Origin of the sequence: Thermoleptolyngbya oregonensis NK1-22 (assembly GCF_032705245.1) — a bacterium.
GTDB classification, from domain to species: domain Bacteria; phylum Cyanobacteriota; class Cyanobacteriia; order Elainellales; family Elainellaceae; genus Thermoleptolyngbya; species Thermoleptolyngbya sichuanensis.
The window spans coordinates 3,098,861-3,117,384 of sequence record NZ_CP053540.1 but is presented as its reverse complement, the minus strand read 5'-3'; the positions used below and the strand labels follow the sequence as shown (position 1 = coordinate 3,117,384).

At 58.6% G+C, this 18,524-nt stretch carries 15 protein-coding genes and 1 pseudogene; 6 read left to right on the top strand and 10 right to left on the bottom strand.

Annotated features, from left to right (window positions below; all coding sequences use genetic code 11):
- Window positions 1-33: 33 nt before the first annotated feature.
- The 3 genes from HNI00_RS13285 to HNI00_RS13275 form a co-directional block, all read right to left on the bottom strand.
- Window positions 34-408 carry a DUF2237 family protein gene (locus HNI00_RS13285; RefSeq protein WP_172354353.1) on the bottom strand — a complete coding sequence of 125 codons (375 nt, stop codon included), beginning with the start codon at window positions 406-408 and terminating at the stop codon, window positions 34-36.
- A gap of 218 nt (window positions 409-626) precedes the next feature.
- Window positions 627-1,583 carry an agmatinase gene (speB, locus tag HNI00_RS13280; protein ID WP_316786893.1) on the bottom strand — a complete coding sequence of 319 codons (957 nt, stop codon included), beginning with the start codon at window positions 1,581-1,583 and terminating at the stop codon, window positions 627-629.
- 211 nt (window positions 1,584-1,794) lie between these two features.
- Window positions 1,795-1,998 carry a hypothetical protein gene (locus tag HNI00_RS13275; protein ID WP_316786890.1) on the bottom strand — a complete coding sequence of 68 codons (204 nt, stop codon included), beginning with the start codon at window positions 1,996-1,998 and terminating at the stop codon, window positions 1,795-1,797.
- Between the two features lie 444 nt (window positions 1,999-2,442).
- Here HNI00_RS13275 and HNI00_RS13270 point away from each other — a divergent pair, with 444 nt between their 5' ends.
- Together HNI00_RS13270 and HNI00_RS13265 are read left to right on the top strand one after the other, a co-directional pair.
- Entirely contained in the window at window positions 2,443-3,279 is an 837-nt protein-coding gene (locus tag HNI00_RS13270) for an ABC transporter ATP-binding protein (protein WP_316786888.1), read from the top strand.
- Between the two features lie 651 nt (window positions 3,280-3,930).
- Window positions 3,931-6,105: a hypothetical protein gene (locus tag HNI00_RS13265; RefSeq protein WP_316786886.1), complete on the top strand. Its 2,175-nt coding sequence runs from the start codon at window positions 3,931-3,933 to the stop codon at window positions 6,103-6,105.
- Window positions 6,106-6,159: 54 nt separating this feature from the next.
- On the opposite strand, the gene HNI00_RS13260 is transcribed toward HNI00_RS13265, so the two are convergent.
- The 3 genes and pseudogenes from HNI00_RS13260 to HNI00_RS13250 all read right to left on the bottom strand — a co-directional run bounded on the left by HNI00_RS13260 (window position 6,160) and on the right by HNI00_RS13250 (window position 8,698).
- A complete protein-coding gene (locus HNI00_RS13260) occupies window positions 6,160-7,806 on the bottom strand; it encodes a glycoside hydrolase family 3 N-terminal domain-containing protein (protein WP_316786884.1) in 1,647 nt (548 codons plus the stop codon).
- 204 nt (window positions 7,807-8,010) lie between these two features.
- Window positions 8,011-8,400: pseudogene (gene rbfA, locus HNI00_RS13255) on the bottom strand (30S ribosome-binding factor RbfA); the annotation flags it as partial.
- A 103-nt stretch (window positions 8,401-8,503) separates the two neighbouring features.
- A complete protein-coding gene (locus HNI00_RS13250; protein WP_172354367.1) occupies window positions 8,504-8,698 on the bottom strand; it encodes a DUF751 family protein in 195 nt (64 codons plus the stop codon).
- Between the two features lie 96 nt (window positions 8,699-8,794).
- Here HNI00_RS13250 and HNI00_RS13245 point away from each other — a divergent pair, with 96 nt between their 5' ends.
- Window positions 8,795-9,625 carry a DNA adenine methylase gene (locus tag HNI00_RS13245; protein ID WP_316786879.1) on the top strand — a complete coding sequence of 277 codons (831 nt, stop codon included), beginning with the start codon at window positions 8,795-8,797 and terminating at the stop codon, window positions 9,623-9,625.
- A gap of 224 nt (window positions 9,626-9,849) precedes the next feature.
- On the opposite strand, the gene HNI00_RS13240 is transcribed toward HNI00_RS13245, so the two are convergent.
- From HNI00_RS13240 to HNI00_RS13230, 3 genes are all read right to left on the bottom strand, one after another.
- Entirely contained in the window at window positions 9,850-11,052 is a 1,203-nt protein-coding gene (locus HNI00_RS13240) for a hypothetical protein (RefSeq protein WP_316786877.1), read from the bottom strand.
- Between the two features lie 23 nt (window positions 11,053-11,075).
- The gene (moeB, locus tag HNI00_RS13235) at window positions 11,076-12,251 is read right to left on the bottom strand and encodes a molybdopterin-synthase adenylyltransferase MoeB (protein WP_316786875.1); all 1,176 of its coding nucleotides are present in this window, start codon (window positions 12,249-12,251) and stop codon (window positions 11,076-11,078) included.
- 406 nt (window positions 12,252-12,657) lie between these two features.
- Entirely contained in the window at window positions 12,658-13,140 is a 483-nt protein-coding gene (locus tag HNI00_RS13230; protein ID WP_316786873.1) for a M67 family metallopeptidase, read from the bottom strand.
- Window positions 13,141-13,489: 349 nt separating this feature from the next.
- On the opposite strand from HNI00_RS13230, the gene psbA reads away from it, so the two are divergent.
- From psbA to HNI00_RS13215, 3 genes are all read left to right on the top strand, one after another.
- Complete coding sequence (gene psbA / locus HNI00_RS13225; RefSeq protein WP_316786871.1) at window positions 13,490-14,572, top strand: photosystem II q(b) protein; 1,083 nt, start codon at window positions 13,490-13,492, stop codon at window positions 14,570-14,572.
- A 267-nt stretch (window positions 14,573-14,839) separates the two neighbouring features.
- Complete coding sequence (locus HNI00_RS13220; RefSeq protein ID WP_316786869.1) at window positions 14,840-15,736, top strand: peptidoglycan DD-metalloendopeptidase family protein; 897 nt, start codon at window positions 14,840-14,842, stop codon at window positions 15,734-15,736.
- 252 nt (window positions 15,737-15,988) lie between these two features.
- Complete coding sequence (locus tag HNI00_RS13215; protein WP_172356458.1) at window positions 15,989-16,411, top strand: bactofilin family protein; 423 nt, start codon at window positions 15,989-15,991, stop codon at window positions 16,409-16,411.
- A 57-nt stretch (window positions 16,412-16,468) separates the two neighbouring features.
- On the opposite strand, the gene thiO is transcribed toward HNI00_RS13215, so the two are convergent.
- Window positions 16,469-18,517 (bottom strand): glycine oxidase ThiO, encoded by a 2,049-nt coding sequence (thiO, locus tag HNI00_RS13210; protein WP_316786866.1) that lies wholly within the window; start codon window positions 18,515-18,517, stop codon window positions 16,469-16,471.
- Window positions 18,518-18,524: the final 7 nt, after the last annotated feature.

Sequence of the window (18,524 nt, the reverse complement as noted above, 5' to 3'; positions counted from 1 at the left end):
AAAATCCAAAATCAATACCGCCCAAACGCCCCATCACCCCGCCAAGTCCAGCGCATGTTTCTCCAACTCGGCCATCGACACATACTCCAGCGCCGAAGCATGAGTCGCAGCCAGCACGACCGGCGGCGCAACGCCAGCATCCAGGGCTTCTTTCCAACGGGAAGCACAAAGACACCAGCGATCGCCCGGTTTGAGGCCAGGAAACCCGTAGGCAGGCATGGGCGTACACAGGTCATTGCCCTGGGCTTTGGTGTAGTCGAGGAATTCCTGAGTCACCTCAGCGCACACGACATGGGCCCCAAAATCGCCCGCCCCCGTGCTGCAACAGCCATCCCGATAGAAGCCCGTCATTGGCGAAATCGAGCAAACCTCCAGCTTGCTGCCCAGTACATTTCTTGCGTCTGCCATGAATTCCTCTCGCGTTAAACTCTGCGCTAAATTCCGCTAAATTCAAAGACTGCAAACGGCAACAGCGACACTGCCATCCTTTTGTAGCCTACGGGTTGTAGAAACTAGCGTCAATCAGGCAACACAGGTAGAGCAGACTGCGAGAGTTGCGCCATGAAGGGGGCAGCAGTCCTAAAGGCAGCATCGGAAGACGGAACACCGGAACCCAACCTGGCAAACTAACGCTTCGACAGAGCCACCAGCGACAGGAACTCGTAGCCGATTTGTGCGCCGAGGTGGGCCGTCACCTGGGAATGATCCATCGCAGGCAGCACCTCTACCACGTCGCCGCCGACCCAGGTGAGTCCCGTACAGGCTCGCAGATAGCCAAGTCCCTGAAAGCTCGTGGGCCCGCCGACTTCGGGGGTGCCCGTGCCGGGGGCAAAGGCAGGGTCAAAGAAGTCCACATCGAAGGAGAGAAACGCCTTGCGATCGCCCACTTTTTCCCGCACCAGCGCCCCGATTTCCGCCGGCGTGTGGCGCATCAGTTGCGTGGTGGTCAGCACGGTGAACCCGGCGCGGCGCGGCGTGTCCAGGTCGTCGGAATCGTAGAGCGGGCCGCGCATTCCCAGTTGCACCGAGGCTTCGGGAAGGATTAGCCCTTCCTCCACGGCGCGGCGAAACGGCGTGCCGTGGGTGTACTTGTGTCCAAAGTAGCTGTCCCAATAGTCGCCGTGTGCGTCGAAATGCACCAGCGCCAGCGGCCCATGAACCGCAGCCAGCGCCCGCAGTTCCCCCAGCGCCACGCTATGGTCGCCGCCAATGCTGAGCGTCACCACGCCCGCTTCGGCCAGGGGTTGGATCGTGCGGGCGATCGCCCCCAAGCTGTCCTCAATAAACCCCGGCACCACGGGCGCATCACCGTAGTCCACACAGGACAGCGTTTCAAACACCATCACGTCTAGCTCAGGGTTGTAGGGCCGCAGCAGCGCCGACGCACCGCGCACCGCCTCTGGCCCAAACCGCGCCCCCACCTTAAACGTCGCCCCCGTATCAAACGGAAGCCCGACAATGGCCACATCCACATCCGCTGGATCTTGCACGTAGGGCAGTCGGGCAAAGGTGCGAACCCCCGAAAAACGCGGCGATTCGAGCGAGTTGGCAGGCTGATAGCGGGGCGGTTTGAGAGAAGGCATGAGAAAAACAGCAGGTAGAAGACAGACGACCAGAGCGAAAGCATCCTGAGAATGCATTGAATCATGCACTCGCAGGGCAATGGCAAGGCGCGGGCAGGGCAATTCGGGCGATCGCCCCCATAGTCTGCTTCTATTCTGATACAGGTCTGATCAAGGTTGCTGGAGTATTTTGGAGGGCTGGATTGAGCGACCCCCACCCCCCCGCCATCTCCTAGCGCCCCGAGGTATCTCTTGGCAGGTCAATCCGGTCGATGGGCGTAATGGGACGAATCAGGTCAGACCGCTGCACCGTTTGCGCTGAATCCTGTCGAGCAGCAAGCTGAACCGGACGGGCGATCGCCGCTCCTTGCAAACTAATGAAAACCGCAGCAGCGATGAGTCGCACACCGAACCGCACACCAGAGTTACGTTTCATGGGTCAGATTCCTCTCAAAAATAAATGCACCAAAAGCAAATGCGCCAAAGAATGCGCCAGAAAAAATGCGCCAGAAAAAATGCGCCAAAAAGATCGGCTCTCAATGCACCCAGATGTAATACAATTCACCACAAAAGCACTACAGTCCGTGCCTTCTCAGCCTATCGATTCCCCCCCAACAGGCACACTTCCCCCATCGGGTACTTTTTAGGGCGGCTACATAGGGGCGATGATTGCAGCCACTCCTTGCAAACGCAAATCGCCAACGCAAATCGCAAACGCGAGCTACAAAATACAAAACAGGTCATACAATCTGCTTGCAAGCTCCCAACGATTCATTACGAGCTAGCTCTGGAAATTTGTAAATTCGCGAGAATATGGGCGTGGGGAGCATTCAGGCAGTTTATTCACCACAGATTCATTCGCAACAAGGAAAGCTGGGTTATGCTGCTTCGACTTGCCAAATCCGCTGCCGAGTCAGCCCCTTTTTTCAGGGCAGATAGCACTGCGATCGCCCCTCCGCTGGCCGTGCCTCAGGTGGCGACCTCTCCAGTGGCGACCTCTCCAGTGGCGACCTCTCCAGTGGCGACCTCTCCAGTGGCGACCTCTCCAGTGGCGATCGCCCTGCGCGACATCGATCTGGTCTTTCGCAGCGAAGGCGAACCGTTTCAGGCGCTTCGGCACATTAATCTAGAAATTCCCCGTGGCTCAGTGCAGTTGATTATGGGCCCAGCGGGCGCAGGCAAAACCACGCTGCTGCAAGTCGTAGCAGGGTTGCTCTCGCCCACCGCAGGCCAGGTCGAACTGCTGGGCACCAATCTGACCGAGTTGTCCCGCGCCGCCCAGGCCCACTTCCGCAATCGACATCTCGGCATCGTGTTTCAGGATTACAATCTGCTCCGCAGCCTGACGGCGCTGGAAAATGTGGAACTGGCGCTGAATCTCAAGGGAGTTTTTGGCCCAAGTGCCCGCACCGAAGCGCGATCGCTCCTCGATGCCGTTGGGCTAGAAAACCGCGCAAACGTTTTGCCCCGACAGCTTTCGGGCGGACAGCAGCAGCGGGTCGCCGTGGCGCGGGCGCTGGTGGGCCGCCCCGACCTGATTATTGCCGACGAGCCGACTTCGGCGCTGGATTCGGCCAACGGGCGCAAGGTCATGGAGTTGCTCTGTCGGCTGGCGCGAGAACAGGGCAGCACCGTGCTGATCGCCACGCACGACCCCCGCGTGAGGGAATTTGGAGATGCGATCGCCCACCTCGAAGACGGTCAAATTCGGGCGTAGAACATCTCAGGAAATCTTTGAGGCAGGCCCAGAATACTGTTTACCAGGCAAGAGCAAGTCTTTTCTGGAATGACAGAAACGGGGCGTGTTTTACTGTCTGGGCAGATCTGATGCAGCGCCAGACGGTAGCGTTGGACAGCCCGAATGACGCAAGACCCAGCCGCACCGTTTGATATAGTCCAGGCTTCGCTGCTGAATCTCTGTGTCCTCTCAAACTGAAGCTCCTGGTCTGCAACAAAGCAGCGCGACAAGACTCTACTTGGCGCTGCCATTTGCCATCAAACGCATATCCAAAACGTTCAGGATTGACGCATTTGCGCTCAGTTTTCTGGATTGTTTTCTGGATTTTGAAAGATCTCTCGCAGGCGCAGCCCGTGAGAAATCGTCCCACTGCGTAAGTCCTGACGTTTCAAAAAATGATTCAAGGCGGAATGCTTTGAACGTCGAGATGAAAATGGATTTGGCAATGTCTGTAGAGCTTCTATGAAGGAACTTTCGATTTTTAGTCATCATTTACTCCCTGTGCGATCGCCCTTTTTTCAATCCTTTAGAAGGCTCAAGTCCAGCGGATTTTTGTTGATGTTAGTGTTTGGAAACTTGCACCAATTTACCCTTGCTCCAGCGCATGCACAGCCACAGCCCGCCCGCGCCATGACTGGGTTTTGTTTGCAAGAGCAGGATACAGAGAGCGATCGCCACTTTTTTAGCCGGATGCGCCGCCTGGAAGCAGATTTGGCAGCCGAACGGCTGGAGGCCGCTAGCGACCAGATGACTGCCCTGCTGAAGTTGGCTGGCAGCCTGCCCGCACCCCAAAAAGCGCTGCGTCTGGCGGGTTTGATTACCGAAGAACCGGGCTATAATCCCAATCCCTGGCGAACCCTGATCGAGACGGCCGACGAGCGCGACCAGCCGGGTCTGGTGTTGCCGATGCTGGCAGAAGCCGTGCGGGAAACGCGGACACTGGGCGCAGGCTACAGCTTTTTGAAATCGCAAACCCTGCTGGCGATCGCCCGTGCTTATCTGGCGCTAGACCAGTTGGAGGCGGCGGGGGCAACGCTGGAACTGGCGGCTCAGGCAGTGCAGACGGTGCAAGGCGACGAATTTAAAGTCAACGCGCTAGTGCCGATTGCCGATGCGGCGGTGTCTGCCGGACGGGTAGACCGGGCGATCGCGCTGCTGAATCAGGCAAACCGTCACGCCAGCGCCATTGTTCACCCCAACCCAACCCGCCGCAGCAGCGCCCTGGCCAAAGTCGCGGCCAGCTATGCCAAAGCCGGACAGATTACCCTAGCGCAGCAAATTGCCCAGCGCCTTACTGATGTGCCCTATGCCCAGGGGCAGGCCAAGCTGGAGATTGTGCGGATGCAACTGACGCAAAGCCAGTGGGAGTCTGCGGCGGCCACAGCCCGGAGCATTGCCGACCCCAGCGCGAGGGCGATCGCCCTGGCCGAAGTCGCCAGTGCCTACACTGCCCGCAACCTGACCGGGGGCGAGGCTCTGTTTCAGGAAGCCGTGACCGTCGCAAAATCGGTCAATGATACCGAATTCACGCTAGAAACCGTGGTCAACACCTACGCGGGCGTTCGCATCGACCCGGCGCTGGCGGTGGCGCAGGCAATGACGGATGCCGAGAAGCGATCGAGCGTGCTGACCAACCTGGCGCTGCAACTCTGGGGACAACAGCAGACAGACCAGGCAGCCGCCGTGATGCAGCAGGTGGAGACTGCACTACGGCAGGTTCCGTCCGATTGGCAAGCCTTTCAGGTTCGCCAACTGGTGCAGCGGGCGATCGCCGTTTCGGCCTATGACCCCGCCATCCGCATCGCCACTGCGCCAACCGATCCTTTTCTGGCGGGCGATCGCGATATCGTTCTCTTGCTGATTGTGCAGCGGGCTGCCGAACGACAAGCCCTGGCCGCCGCAGACCAGGCATGGATGAAGATTGCGCCGGAAAATCTGGAGATTCGCAGTCAGGCCATGATGGCGCTGGCAACAGCCTATGTGAATGCGAACCAGGCAGACCGGGCGCTGGAATTGCGTCAGGCGGTTCACCCAACCGATGGGCTAACGCAGGTGCGGCTGACGGCGGCGATCGCTCGTCAACTCCTGCTCACGGGCAATATTGACCCCGCCACGGACTTATTTAACGAGGCACGAACCACTGCCGCCGGGCTAGCGACCCCGATCGATCGCCTGCAAGCAGCCGCAGCGGTGGCGCTGGAAGTGGCCAATGCCCGCCAGCCTGTAGATCCGGCCATGCTCGACTTGGTTCGGCGCAGCGCGGTTGAAATCAACGACTTTTCCACCAGCAGCTATTATCTGTGGTCGCTAGTGGAGCAAACCGTGGCCCTGCGCCATTTCGATCTGGCCTTGCAGCTTGCCCTGGCCACGCCCGACCCCGACCGCCGGGAGATGTCGCTGGGAACGGTGGCAGAGGCGGCCCTGCGGGACGGGCACACAGATCAGGTGCTAAAGGTCATCGACCAGAGCCGCACGCCCGAAATCCGCGTTGGGCTGCTGCTGTCTTTGGTGGAGCGGGCCCGCCAGGACGGTCAGCCGCAAGAGGCGATCGCCTACCTCGCTCGCGCCCTAGAACTCGCCCGCACGATTCCCGACCCCGAAATCCGCACCTTCACCTTTGGCAACGAGGGCAGCACGGTTGTAGACGATGACCGCGATCGCGCCAGCACCTACGAGGCGATCGCCATCCACTATGCCCAACTGGCTCGTCAGACAGAGGCACTGCGGGTGGCCGGGCTGATTCAACATCCTCAGGAGCGCGATCGCGTCAGGCGGCGGGTGCTGTGCTACGAGACGCGGACGTAGCGGGGTTCAATCTGTTCAATCAACTAGCTCAATCAACTAGCTCAATCAACTAGCTCAATCGACTAGCAAGGTTTGCAGGGCGATCGCCTGGGCCTGCGCCATCTGCCCATAGGTGAACACATAGGGAACCTCAACGGGCAACTGCGGCAAAAACTGCTCCAGGATATACGGACTGCCGTAGACCACCAGCCCTGCCAACTGCTCCGTGTCTAGCAAATGCTGAAACCACCCTGCTGCGAGCTGGCTCAGTCCGGCGCTGCCGCGAAACGGGTTGCCCCGCACAAAGAGTTGCAGCAGCGTGGGCGTGGGCGACGGTTCCTGAAGCGCTAGACCGGCCGGTGTGTGGCCATCGACGATTTCCACCCGAAAGCCGCGCTGTCTGGGGAGGGCGATCGCTGGCGCGGTGCGGTTCAAAAACTCTCGCTCCAGCACATCATCTATCACAATGAGCGTGCGGCGCGGCGCGGCAAGGGTCAGATCCTGCAACCGGGAGCCCGTAGGCACATGAACCCGCATCGACCCTTGCAGCAGGTCGGTCGCCAAGTGCTGGGTTTGGGGTTGAGCCAGATGTGCCATCAGCAGCTCGATGTCTAACCCAGCAGGCGGCAAATTTTCCCAGGCGTGGGACGTGCCGCCCGTGGGCATCTGGGGACGCAGCTTGCTCTTGGCCTGCTGAAGGCGGGCGAGGGATTCCTGAATCCGCGCTGGGGCAATGCGGCCCGACGCGACGGCATCGCAGACGGCCCGAATTGCGCCCTCTGGATCAGCAGGCATTAGCAAAATGTCGGCTCCCGCTTCCACGGCCAGCACGGCGGCTTCGTTGGGGCCATAGTGATTGGCGATCGCCCCCATCACCAGCGCATCCGTTGAAACCAGCCCGTCAAAGCCCAAGCGATCGCGCAGTTGCCCGGTCAAAATCCGGCGCGACAGCGTGGCAGGCCAGCGTTCATCCAGCGCCGGAATCAGCAGATGGGCGCTCATGACGGAATCGACCCCCTGGGCGATCGCCGCCTGAAATGGAGGAAATTCAACCTGCTCTAGTCGAGTCAATCCGTGGGGAATCAGCGGCAAATCCAGGTGCGAATCGGTGGCCGTGTCGCCGTGGCCGGGGAAGTGCTTGGCGCAGGTCAGCACTGGAAACTGCTGTGCGCCCCGAATAAAGGCGGTGGCCAGCTTGCTGACGATCTCTGGCGTATCGCCAAAGGCCCGCACGTTGATCACCGGATTCGCCGGGTTGTTGTTCACATCCACCACCGGAGCCAGCACCCAGTTGATGCCTACGGCGAGGGCTTCCTGCGCTAGGGCCGCGCCCATCGCCTCGGCATCGCGCAGGGCCGCAGGCAAATCTCGCTTGGCAAGTTCACCCAGCGCCATCGGCGGCGGAAACCAGGTCGCGCCCGCAAAACGCTGCCCCACGCCCTCTTCCACATCGGCGGCAATCAGCAGCGGCAACTCTGCTAAGGACTGGAGCCAGTGCGATCGCCCGGCCACCTCCGCCGCACTGCCGCCCAGCAAAATCACACCACCCACGCCCAAATCCTCCACCCAGTAGCGCAGTGTTTCCAGGGGCGGCTCCCAGGCGGGATACTGAATCTGATGGTCAAACCAGTAGCCGGAGGCCCGCACGATCACCATCTGCGCCACCTGCTGCGGCAGCGACAGGTCTTCCCACTGGGGACGAAGCTGGGCGCGAGTCGTCATGAAACCGGGCTAAAAATTGGGCTAATCCTCAGCGCGAATGAGGGAATCGTCCTCATCCTCGTCCAGTTCGTCATCGAGTTCATCGTCCAGTTCGTCGTCTAGTTCGTCGTCGAACTCGTCATCGAGTTCATCCTCCAGTTCGTCGTCGAGTTCATCGTCAAATTCATCTTCCGGTTCGTCGGAAAAGTCTGAGTCAGCCCGGTTCTCAGGCGACTGGAGGGCTTCCAAAGTCTCTGGCTTGCGCTCGGCGCTGAGGCGGTTGAGCAACGACAGGACTTGAGTGCCCCGCTCGATGGAGCGATCTTCCACAAACACAACTTCCGGCGTGCGACGCAGGCGAATCCGCTGACCCAGCGTGCTGCGGACATAGCCCGTAGCAGACTTTAGCCCCGCCATCGTCTCTGCGCGGGCCTCGTCCGACCCATAAATGCTGACGAAGATCTTGGCGTGCTGCAAATCGCCCGACACATCGACCTCGGTAACGCTGACCATGCCCACGCCAACGCGATCGTCCTTAATGCCGGAGATCAGAAGCTGGCTGACTTCGCGCTTGATTAATTCTGCGACGCGGGAAACCCGCCGATCGGTTGCCATAGGGTTGCAAAGGAATCAGAGTTCAGGGGTCAAGGATCGGGGTCAGGGATCAGGAGGTATCTGGTGAGTGCGACCTAGCACCCGACACCGAGCGTCTGAATCCCTAAAGCTCCAGCATAGCGCGGAGGGTAAAGGCAATGAAGGCGAAGCCAGAGAGGAGCAGAAGAGACGTGGCGATCGCCGTCGTGGGCCTTTGAAACAGCGGCAACAGCGGCTTGACGAATGTATATAACACGCCCAGCGAAAAGCTAATTAAGTAGCGGGGGTAGCGAGAAACGTTTGTAAAAAAGTCCTGCATTGGAGTTGCAAATAAGAAAATGCGCCGAAATTTTTCTCGTCATCTATTCTAATGGGTAATTTCATCTGTACCCGCACCGTCTCCCCGGATAGTTCCTTGGTTACTAGCGTTTCGCCCACTCTCTTGCCGCGCCCCTTTCTCAAGTGGGCCGGGGGCAAGGGACAACTGATCTCGCAATATCTCCCCTACTTTCCCGATTCCTTTGAAACCTATCACGAGCCGTTTTTGGGGGGCGGCGCGATTTTTTTTCGGCTGCAACCGGCGCGGTCGGTGCTGATGGATATTAACGATGAGTTGGTGAACGTCTATCGCTGTGTGCGCGATCGCGTGATGGATGTGATTGTGCTGCTGGAGGAACACCAGCTTCATCACGGTCAGGACTATTACTACTGGGTGCGGAGCAATCCGGGAACGACGGATGTGGAGCGGGCGGCACGGCTGATTTACCTGAACCGAACCTGCTTTAACGGACTATACCGGGAAAACTCGCGGGGTCAGTTCAACGTGCCGATGGGGAGCTACAAAAACCCCAAGATCTGCCACGTAGACTTGCTGCAAGCAGCGGCGATCGCCCTCCGCCACACGGAACTATTCGCCCATCCCTTTGAGATGGTGCTGGAACACGCCCGCACGCCGCAGGATTTTGTCTACCTCGACCCGCCCTACTACCCCATCAGCGCCACCAGCCGCTTCACGTCTTACAACCGCTACGCCTTTAACCGAGACGACCAGATTCGCCTGCGGGATGTGTTTGCAGAGCTGGCGCGGCGCGGGGTCAAGGCGATGCTGTCCAACTCTGACTGCGAGTTTATCCGCGACCTCTACGCCGACTTTCCCACCCACACCATCACCGCCGCCCGCTCGATCAACTCCAACGCCCGTCGCCGGGGAAAAATTACCGAAGTGTTGGTGACTTCTTATCGCTAGCTGGTTTGTCGCCAGATTTAACCAGCCAGATTTCACCAGATTTAAAAAGAAAAACGGGGCAAGCCCCCTTAGCCCCGTTTCTCAAACAAGAGGTGCCTGTCATCAGGCAACTGAGAGTTAACCTCTATGCTTCTTAGAATAGTCGCTGGAACAGAGCTAACACCTCACCCAACTTGCGTAAAACTATCTGCTCATCCTGGAGGATCTGACTGGGCGACCGCCCCTCACCCAGGAGTAGGAGAAGGCTTGCGGGCCCACAGGAGCGCGATCGCCACTAGCAGCGCCGCCGCACCCAGCAGCGACAGCCCACCCAGGCTGAGTGACAGTAGCCCCGCCTGCAACGCATTTTGCAGGAGATTGGCCGCCGAAACGCCGCCGAGGTATAGCCCCACACCCAGCCCAGCGCGGCTCACGGGCACTTGGGCAAGGGCTACAGGCAGGCCGCCGTTTTGAATCAGCGCCAGTGCCAAAATCAGCACCAGTATACCCAGCGCTACAATCGCCGCCGAGGGCACCAGCCCCCACAGCGTCCCCACCAGCACTGCCCCCAGTACGCCAGCCGTGAGGGCTAGTCGATTGCCCAGGCGAGTGGCGATCGCCCCCAAGGGCACGGCAACGACGGCAATGGCGATCGTCACCCAGAGCATGATTTGATTCGAGTTTTGACCCGGCAGATGGGTCGAGATCATGCCGCGCACCGCATCCATCATCAGCCGCTGCCCCCAGCCCAGGCAAAGCCCCACCGCCGCCAAAAAGCCGAGGCTGCCCAGCGAGGGCAACGGTGACGCATCCGTGGCGATCGCCCCTGACAGGGTGGAGGAAACTGGCGCATCCAGCCGCCTCAGCAGCGCCGCCGCCAGCAGCAGCACTGTAGATCCCACCGAGAAAGTGGCCAGCGGCCCCAGGTTCAAGATCATCTGGTTGACCACAGGCACCTGTGTCCCCACAATGCCGCTGGCCACCGTGAGGAAGCTGGCGGCCAGCGGCAAATGCGAAACCGTCGTGTAGTGCCCTAAAAGCGACAGCACGGGACTATGAAACACCGTCATCGCCAGCGACCACGCCACCAGCACAAACAGCATCAGACCCCGCAGCGCCGTGTCCGTGCCCAGCACCGTGATGCCAGGAATCGCCAAAAAGAGCGCCGCCGTTAACATGACCCCGACGGCAATGAAGGGGAAGCGGGAGCCTGTCCAGCGCTGTGCCCGGTCAGACAGGCTCCCCATGAGTGGCTGGAAGGCGATCGCCAGCGCATTTTCCAGAGCGGCGATCGCCACCCCCAGGCTGATCGGTAGCCCAAATTGCTCCAGCAGTTGAGGGACGTAGGCTCCATACATCACCCACATCAGCGTAATTGCCGACTGCACCGCAGCCAGCCCCAAAACCTGCCGCCACAAAACGGGCGATCGCCCCACGGAAGAGGTCATCGGTTGACCTAGTGTTCTATGACCTAGTATTCCGGCACAGAGGGATCAACCTCGCGGCTCCAGGCAGTAATGCCGCCCTTCACATTGATGCCGTCGATCCCAGCCCGCTCTTTCAAAATCGCCAGCGCCTTGGCCGAGCGCCCGCCCATCTTGCAGTGGGCAATCAGCTTGTGCCCATTCAGCAACTCCTGCACCTTGGCCACGCCGTCGCCGTTTTCGATTTCCGGCAGCGGAATCAGCGTCGTACCCGGAATTCTGGCAATTTCGTATTCATTGGGATTGCGAACATCAATCACCACGTAGCCATCTGCACCGCTGTCGAGCAGTTGCTTTAGCTCAGTCACGGTCATTTCCTGCATTTCAGACTGTTGCTGTGCTTCCATTGCTTTGGCCTGGGGAATTCCACAAAACTCTTCGTAGTCGATCAGTTTCTCAATCACCGGACGCTCTGGATTGGGGCGCAGCTTTAGCTCTCGGAAGGTCATGTTAAGCGCGTTGAACAGCAGCAGCCGCCCGCTCAGGGTTTGCCCCTGCCCCAGAATAATCTTCACCGTTTCCGTCGCCTGGATTACGCCAATAATGCCAGGGAGAATGCCCAGCACGCCACCCTCGGCGCAGGAGGGAACCAGTCCTGGTGGCGGCGGTTCGGGATAGAGGTCGCGGTAGTTGGGCCCGTCCTGGTAGTTAAACACCGTCGCCTGCCCCTCAAACCGGAAGATAGAGCCGTAGACATTGGGCTTGCCCGACAGGACGCAGGCATCGTTCACCAGATAGCGCGTTGGGAAGTTGTCGGTGCCGTCTACCACAATGTCGTAGGGTTCCATAATGCTCAGCGCATTCTCAGAACTGAGGCGGGTTTCGTAAAGATCCACCTGGCAGTAGGGGTTGATTTCCAAAATCCGGTTTTTGGCGGACTGAATTTTGGGTTTGCCGACCCAGGAGGTGCCGTGAATCACCTGCCGTTGCAGGTTGGAGTGATCCACCACGTCAAAATCCACAATGCCGATGCGGCCAATACCCGCCGCCGCCAAGTACAGCAGCAACGGGGAACCCAGCCCGCCTGTGCCAATGCAGAGAACACTAGCCGCCTTCAGCCGCTTTTGCCCCTCTACACCGACCTCCGGCAGGATCAGGTGTCTAGAATATCGTTCGTAGTCGTCTTTGGTTAACTGGATTTCGTCCAGATTGGGATTGAGCATAGGGGTTTGGGTATCAGGGTTTAGAGGTTAGGAGCGAGGACAGGATATTAAGGTTTTGGGGTAACGGAGTGATGGATTCAGGCGAAATGAGGGAGGATTTGGATTTGCCTTCCTCATGTCCGTTTCTCCCTAAGAGGGTGTTTGAAAAGGTATCGCCTGTAATGTTAAGCACTCAGAGATCCCCCCTAGCCCCCCTTAAAAAGGGGGGAAACCGCCTTAGAGTCCCCCTTTTTAAGGGGGATTTAGGGGGATCTTGCACGCTTTGCTACAAACAGTAGGACTTTTCAAACATCCTCTAAAACTGATTCAATCGATTCGTCAGAATCTTTTCAATCTTTTCATCAGATTACGACTCCAATACTCCAAATATTCCAACATCTCGCCACACTTCATCTCGACATCACAATTATTCAGAACAGATGAGGGGTTCTGCCTGAAAGGCATGGTCTTGATCCAAGTTCCAGGATAGTAAATCCTGGGCGCTTCCTTGAGAAACAGACACGATGATATAGGAATAGTGTGGCCAGGCGATCGCCCGGTCGCATTCTGAGGGCACAGCGGGATGGTCGGGATGGGAGTGATACACGCCGATAATGTCGAGCTGGCGATCGCGCCCATATTTCATCGCAGCCAGCATTTCTTGGGGATCAATCCAGTAGCGATCGCGCTTGCTGTTGGCGAGTTGAGACTGGCTCAGCAGGTCTGAAATCAGCGCAGCGGCTTCTGGGTTCCAGGCATTTTCAGCCGTCCACAGTTCCACCACCGTCCGAATCGTTTCATCGCCTGTCGATGCCGTCTGTCCTAGCAGCAGCCCACAGCATTCTTGCGGGTAGGTTTGTTCGGCATGGGCGCAGATCGCTTGCCAGTGGGCTTTGGCTATATGCAGCATCGGTTGCAATGGGTTTAGGAATTGCTTAAACCAGCATGTGGATACCTGCTGGTTTACAATTCGGCTTGTTTACAATTTGAAACAAATCAAGGGGGCGATCGCTTGCTTCACATTCTGATACAAAGTCGTCCATTGCTGTTTAGAAAAAGCTGGAATCTTTGTCTCCAGCCTTATTTCAAATTCTGCTCCTCAAATTGAGGCAATTCTAAAGAAAATCGGAGCCTTTCAACATACAAATAAATGTAAAGAACCTTAGCTGGATTGACTCAATGTAACTATTATGCAAAGAACGGGAAGGTTTTATACTAACCCGTCTCATTTATCCATTCGCAATTCGATCGCATTTATTATGACTACAACCATTCAGCGGCGCGATAGCGCCTCGGCTTGGGAGCGGTTTTGCGCTTGGGTCACCAGCACCAACAACCGCCTGTACGTAGGCTGGTTCGGCGTACTGATGATCCCCACCCTGCTCACCGCAACCACCTGCTTCATCATCGCCTTCATCGCTGCTCCCCCCGTGGACATCGACGGCATCCGTGAACCCGTCGCAGGCTCCCTGCTGTACGGCAACAACATCATCACCGGCGCAGTGGTTCCCTCCAGCAACGCCATCGGTCTGCACCTATATCCCATCTGGGAAGCCGCCTCTCTAGATGAGTGGCTGTACAACGGCGGTCCCTACCAGCTCGTCGTCTTCCACTTCCTGATTGGCATCTTTGCCTACATGGGTCGTCAGTGGGAACTGAGCTACCGCCTAGGGATGCGTCCCTGGATCTGCGTCGCCTATAGCGCACCTCTGGCCGCTGCCACTTCGGTGTTCCTGATCTACCCCATCGGACAAGGCTCCTTCTCCGACGGTATGCCCCTGGGCATCAGCGGCACCTTCAACTTCATGTTCGTGTTCCAAGCAGAACACAACATCCTGATGCACCCCTTCCACATGCTGGGCGTAGCAGGCGTGTTCGGCGGCTCCCTGTTCTCCGCCATGCACGGTTCATTGGTGACCTCCTCCCTGGTGCGCGAGACCACCGAAGTTGAATCGCAGAACTACGGCTACAAGTTTGGACAAGAAGAAGAAACCTACAACATCGTCGCCGCCCACGGCTACTTTGGTCGGTTGATCTTCCAATACGCCAGCTTCAACAACAGCCGTTCGCTGCACTTCTTCCTGGGTGCATGGCCGGTGGTTTGCATCTGGTTCACGGCGCTGGGCATCAGCACGATGGCATTCAACCTGAACGGGTTCAACTTCAACCAGTCGGTGCTGGATAGCCAAGGTCGCGTGATCAACACCTGGGCAGACATCCTGAACCGCGCCAACCTGGGTATGGAAGTGATGCACGAGCGCAACGCTCACAACTTCCCGCTTGACCTGGCTTCGGGTGAGGCGATTCCTGTGGCGCTGACGGCTCCGGCAATCAACAGCTAGGGTTTGTTTCAACTCAGCGTTGCTGAGTTTGAATTCATCAGATTGGGATGGAGGGGTTTCTTCTTCCATCCCAATTTTTTATGCTGCTTTAGCCCAATTTTTATAGTGCTTTAGCGAATTTCAAACGTTATGATTGCAAGCTGAAAAGCCTGTGGCTTGGCGATCCCCGTTGCGGGATTGCCTTTTTGTTGGTATTCTCAGGTCTTGTTTCATTGCTTCTTAATTCTGTTTTAAGAACTTAAAGCGGAGTTGTTTGTTCGAGCTTCCATGAACCCACGTATCCCCAAACGCTACACGCTGATGATCGCCTGCACGGGGCGATCGCCCCTCACAATCACCTTTCGGCCTGCCGTTGTGCTGACAACTCTGGCCGTGGTTGCAGCGATCCCCATCGTCGGAGTTGGCAAAGTTTTTTACAACTACACCCAGCGAAATCACTCTCTTACGGAGGAAAACTCGGCCCTGGCAGAGCAGGCAAAGGAAATCCTAGAGCAAGTCGAGGTGCTGGAGGCGCAGATTGGCGACTTGCAGCAGCGGGCCGGCATGGAAGACGATTCTGGGACTGCTGAGGCTGAGTCGGCGGGCGATCGCCCTCTGCGTCCTCCCGTTCGACAGTCTGAAAGCAGCAACTTCCAGGGTGGACTCTCGCAGGCAGTGCCGCCGGAGCTAATGCTGCAAGCGGCCCAGGCGCAAATTCCCGGATTGCTCCAAAAGTTGCAGCAGCGGGTGCAGCCTGCGCTGGAAAAGACGCTGATCCGCGAAGACGCACGCCCCAAGGGAGTTCCGCTAAAAGGGCGAGGCGTGGAGATTTCTTCTGAGTTTGGGCTACGACGCAACCCCTTTGGCGGCGGCTACGAGCTACACCAGGGGATGGACTTTACCGCAGCCTACGGCACGCCGATTCATGCAACGGCTCCGGGGCGAGTTGTGACGGCGGGTTGGTCGCAGGGCGGCTATGGCTATCACGTCATTGTGGATCATGGCTATGGCTATCGCACGCTCTATGCCCACATGACCAAGGTTGAGGTCGAGGCGGGGGCGAAAATCGAGCGCGATCGCCTTGTGGGTTATCTAGGCAGCACCGGACGCTCCAGCGGCCCCCACCTGCATTACGGGGTGTATTACAATGATCAGCCCATCGACCCCAAAGACTATCTGGAGTAGGATTTAGCTGGAAGCAGCGCATCTACGTCTTAAAGCACCGCGTCGGTAGTTCTTCGGATCTCTCTAGATGTCGTGTTGACTTTCTCGATCAGCCTCGACCAGCCAAACGTATCCGTTTTGAACGTATCCGCTTTGATAGTACAAAGCTGGGTCTGCTGTAGAATTCTGCCTAGAGGAGTCAATTTATTTCGTGCAGGTTATTTCGTGCAGGGTAGAGGGACAACGCAACTCAGTTTGGGGGGTTATTGAAAGATGTTTTTTGCACGCAAGCCAGCGGTTTCATCGGGTTCGTTGACCTATCTGGGTGAAAAGTGCGAGATCAATGGCGATATCCACCTGGAAGGCAACCTGCGGGTCGATGGCATTGTCCACGGCAATGTGGAAGTTCTGGGCGATATGGAAGTGTCGCACACCGGGTTGGTTGAAGGGCTGGAAATTCGCGCCCGCAACCTGATTATTCACGGTGTGGTCAAGGCGCGTCTCATGGTAGACGGCAAGCTGTCAGTCAGCAAAACCGCCCGTCTGGAAGGCGACGTGACGGCTGGCGCGATTGACATCGAAGGTGGCGCATTCTACACCGGGCACATGGCCACGACGGATGCCAAGTCGCTTCCTGGAACCGGCCGCTTGCCAGAGCTAATTGGACGAGAGCAGACTGGCGGGCTTGGGGGCTAGGGATCAGGGGCGATCGCCCGACCCTATTCCCCGTCACCTCGCCACCCAGTCATCCCGTCATCCCGTCACTGTGCCCGTCAGCGGCGAACTCGCGCTGGCGTAGCTTTTCACTGGGATGCGGCCCGAGAGATAGGCCAGACGGCCGGCCTGGGTCGCCAAGCCCATTGCGTGACCCATGAGGACGGGATCTTGCGCCTGGGCGATCGCCGTATTGATTAACAGCGCATCGGCCCCCATTTCCATCGCCTGAGCGGCCTCGCTGGGCGCACCAATCCCTGCGTCCACGACAACAGGCACGCTGGCGTTTTCGATAATGATTTGAATGTTCGCAGCGTTGCGAATGCCCTGACCAGAGCCAATCGGGGAACCCAGCGGCATCACCGTCGCGCAGCCCACCTCTTCTAGGCGCTTGGCCAGCAGCGGGTCAGCATTGATATAGGGCAACACGGCAAAGCCCTCTTTCACCAACTGCTCCGCCGCTTGGAGCGTGCCAATCGGGTCAGGCAGCAGATATTTGGCATCGGGAATCACTTCCAGCTTCACGAAATGATTGTCCTCCTGCCCCAGTAGTTTCGCCATTTCCCGCCCCAGTCGGGCGACGCGGATCGCCTCTTCTGCCGTCTTGCAGCCTGCGGTATTGGGCAACATCCACAGCGTTTTCCAATCCAGCGCCTCGCCCAAGCCTTCATGCCCTGGCGCGTTGGTCTGCACACGGCGCACCGCCACCGTCACGATCTCGCTGCCGCTGGCGGCAATGCTGCGGCGCATCAGGTCGAAATTGGCATATTTGCCGGTGCCCGTCATCAACCGCGACCGGAATTCGCGTCCAGCAATGATCAGCGGCTTTGGGTCAGGCATTGCCGCAGGCGCAAGAGGCGCTTCGGCGGAAATCGGGTCAGCAGGTGTAGCAGTTTGGATCATGGCAGCGGAATTTAAGGGTGGGGGAGAGGCTTGGGAGGAAGATGGCTGGGGAACTGGAGCAGGCAGCAAGCCAGCGCCCGCTTGAAATCGCCGCCAAGAGAAGGCAGCCAGCAGCGGGTCAGCCTGCTGATGACACACCCAGTCGGCAATTAGGCGGGCGGTGATCGGCGTGAGCAAAATGCCGTTGCGGTAGTGCCCGACGGCGAGTGTGAGATTGTCGCAGGGGCCAGGGCCGAGGATGGGCATCTCGTCTGGCGTAGCAGGACGAAAACCCCACCAGGTTTCTTGAATTGGGAAGTGCTGAAGGGCAGGATAGACGGCGATCGCCCCTGCCAGCAGCTCGTTCAGGCCCGCAGGCGTGTTTCCAGGCATAAAGCCAACGGGTTCGCTGGTCGCCCCCACCACGATGCGCCCGTCGCGCCGGGGCACGATATAGGCTCCGGGCGCATACAGCACTTGCTGGAGCGGGAGTTCCGCCGTTGCGCTGGCCATTGCGCCAGAGGGAACCGTGACCGAAAACATTTGCCCCTTGCGCGGCTGTACGGGCACGGGGAGCAGGGCACGGCTCCAGGCCCCCGTCGCCAAGACGTAGTGGGGCGATCGCCACAGGCCTGCACTCGTTTGCACGCCGACCACCTGTTCCCCGCGCTGCTCCAGCCCCAGCACCTCCACGCCTTCGTGCATCTCCACCCCTAGCGACTCCGCCGCCAGCCGCAGCGTCAGCGTCAGCGCCCGATTGTCTACCTGCCCATCTTCGGCATACCACCAGCCGCCCACGACGCGATCGCCCAGCCCCGGCTGAGCCAGGTGGATAGCCGCAGTGTCGAGATAAGGGGAGGATTGGGGAGAGGGCAGATGGGCGCGTTGGCGTGGGGACGAACCCTCAATGGCGAGTTCTAGGGACAAAATGCCGCAGGGCCAGTAGCCCGTGGATTGTCCGGTCAAGTCTTCGAGTTTTTGCGTCCAGTCAGGATAGAGAGCGCGGCTTTGCAAACACAGGTCGAGCATCGGCCCGTCGAGATGCTCGGCGTGGGGAGCCAGCATTCCGGCAGCGGCATGGCTGGCGGCTTGCTTAAAGTCGCGGCTGAGCAGCACCACCGACATACCACGCAGTCTTAACTCTACGGCGATCGCCAGTCCAACTGCACCGCCGCCAATAATCAGCACATCAGAGGCCGAGTTCATATCTACA